General features: G+C 38.5%; 1 protein-coding gene and 1 pseudogene. One reads left to right on the top strand and one right to left on the bottom strand.

Annotated elements, in window-relative coordinates; genetic code table 11:
* Positions 1 to 283 precede the first annotated feature (283 nt).
* On the bottom strand, positions 284 to 1036 hold the full coding sequence (locus IEY42_RS22045) for a hypothetical protein (protein WP_188927308.1): 753 nt from the start codon (positions 1034 to 1036) through the stop codon (positions 284 to 286).
* A 493-nt stretch (positions 1037 to 1529) separates the two neighbouring features.
* Between IEY42_RS22045 and IEY42_RS22040 the strand changes: the two are divergent.
* Positions 1530 to 1648: pseudogene (locus IEY42_RS22040) on the top strand (IS1595 family transposase); the annotation flags it as partial.

The raw sequence follows: 1648 nt of genomic DNA, 5'->3' as shown, positions 1-1648 counted from the left end.
CTATCCTTAACTCTCAATAGAGTACGTGTTGATAAGCAGTTACACAAAATTAGTTACAGTCTCGCCTTGCAGATTTCTCTGTTAGCTTTTCTAAGTATTCCTTTCCAAAGAACTCTTCGAAGTTATTCCCCTCGTTAATAACTTCTCTAAAACTATCAACTCTCCTTGTTAGATTCGACTTCCATGTAGTTTTTTCAAATTGCTTTAAATCGTCATATTCTGACAACGATGACATTGGTAAATCCTTTTTATAATTACCGAGGTGGATAAGGCACTTAACGCTTCAAACAGCGGCGCAGCTCTGCTGCGTCTGGCTGCTTTGACTTGTTATGCCTTTGGCGTGTTTAAAACGTTCCTTTTTTGCTCTTAATGAGGCAATCTTTTTTTCGATAGTCCAACTAGCCATCTTGCTCTGAGATTCTTCAAACTCAGTTATATGAGACCAATAATCCCTATGGTGTGTTTTATTAGGAGATTCGATAATGTCTTCAACGATGCGAAATAGACTTTGAAAAGCTTCTTTATGTCGGTAAAGGTCAACAACAGAAATTTCCTGAACCTTTGTAGTTAAAGCTGAGTTTACCTTAGTATTATTTGAATTAAGTGCGACCTTCCACTGACCGTGGGCGATCTTGTTTCTCAGAAGGCTTGGATCATAAATATAATGATCTATCAATGACTCGATTTTTTGACGCGTGTTAGCGACATGACCACTACTTTTACCTTGAACTTTTTGGAGAGATAGCTCAACACACTTTTTCCAAGCATTCACGATATTTTTCTTTCCTCGGGATTTTACTTGTGAAATCTCATCGAGGGACAGTCCATCAGGTGTATGGATTACTTTCGAGAATACAGCTTCGGCGAATGCACAGTAGACTTGAGCTAGCAATTTGGTGTGAATTTCGGCTGTAGAATTATCGCCGCTAGAGTAAGCAGCATTGATGGTTTTGTTTATGTGCTTCCATGCCTGCTCCAAAGCTCTAACGTTCTCTGTTTGGGCAGCAAAGACATCAAGTCTATCTTGTTCTAGCATTCATCCAATCCAAGGTAGGTAAAAAACACTCGCTGAAAATGCTCTTTACCTACCCGGAATCGAACCGGGATCCCACTCAAAGAGTGGTGCCTTTCCAAATTAGACGACAGGTCCATATGCATTTTCAATTGTTCCGCCAAATGTGTCAACTCATGATTGAGGCATAACAGCTTATTGAAGGGCTCGCCCGATAATGTCGGCCGTTCAAGTTATTGATTAATATCATCCTACATTTGCTATCTTATTGAAGTAAAGCAATTAATTATATCGCACAGGCAAAAACAAACCGTGCCTGCGCGTAAAGTAGAATTTACCTTCATTTTACAAAAAACTAAAGTTAACAATATCAGACAATTACGGGTTTTCAATTGATAAACAGATACAACTAAAGAACGACTTTTAATCATTTTTTGTCGTAAACCAGTGAAAAACCATTATACCTGTACATAAAAAAGGGCTATCCATTTAGCGCCACCAGTGTCAATATGTAGTGATGAAAACTTCATCGTATTTATTAAAAGCAGGTGTAGATTACCCTACAAGTTGGGGCGAATTTGTTGATTGGTTTCATGATGAACAATCCTGCATTAGCTACCTTTACAAACTTCGTTG

Source organism: Shewanella algicola (assembly GCF_014648035.1).
Taxonomy (GTDB): Bacteria; Pseudomonadota; Gammaproteobacteria; order Enterobacterales; family Shewanellaceae; genus Shewanella; species Shewanella algicola.
Note: the sequence above shows the minus strand (reverse complement) of the source record. Positions and strands in the feature narration are given on the sequence as shown.

Bases quoted from the DNA above. Each gene is read 5' to 3' on its own strand.
- IEY42_RS22045 (WP_188927308.1), bottom strand. From the start codon at position 1,036: ATGCTAGAACAAGATAGACTTGATGTCTTTGCTGCCCAAACAGAGAAC.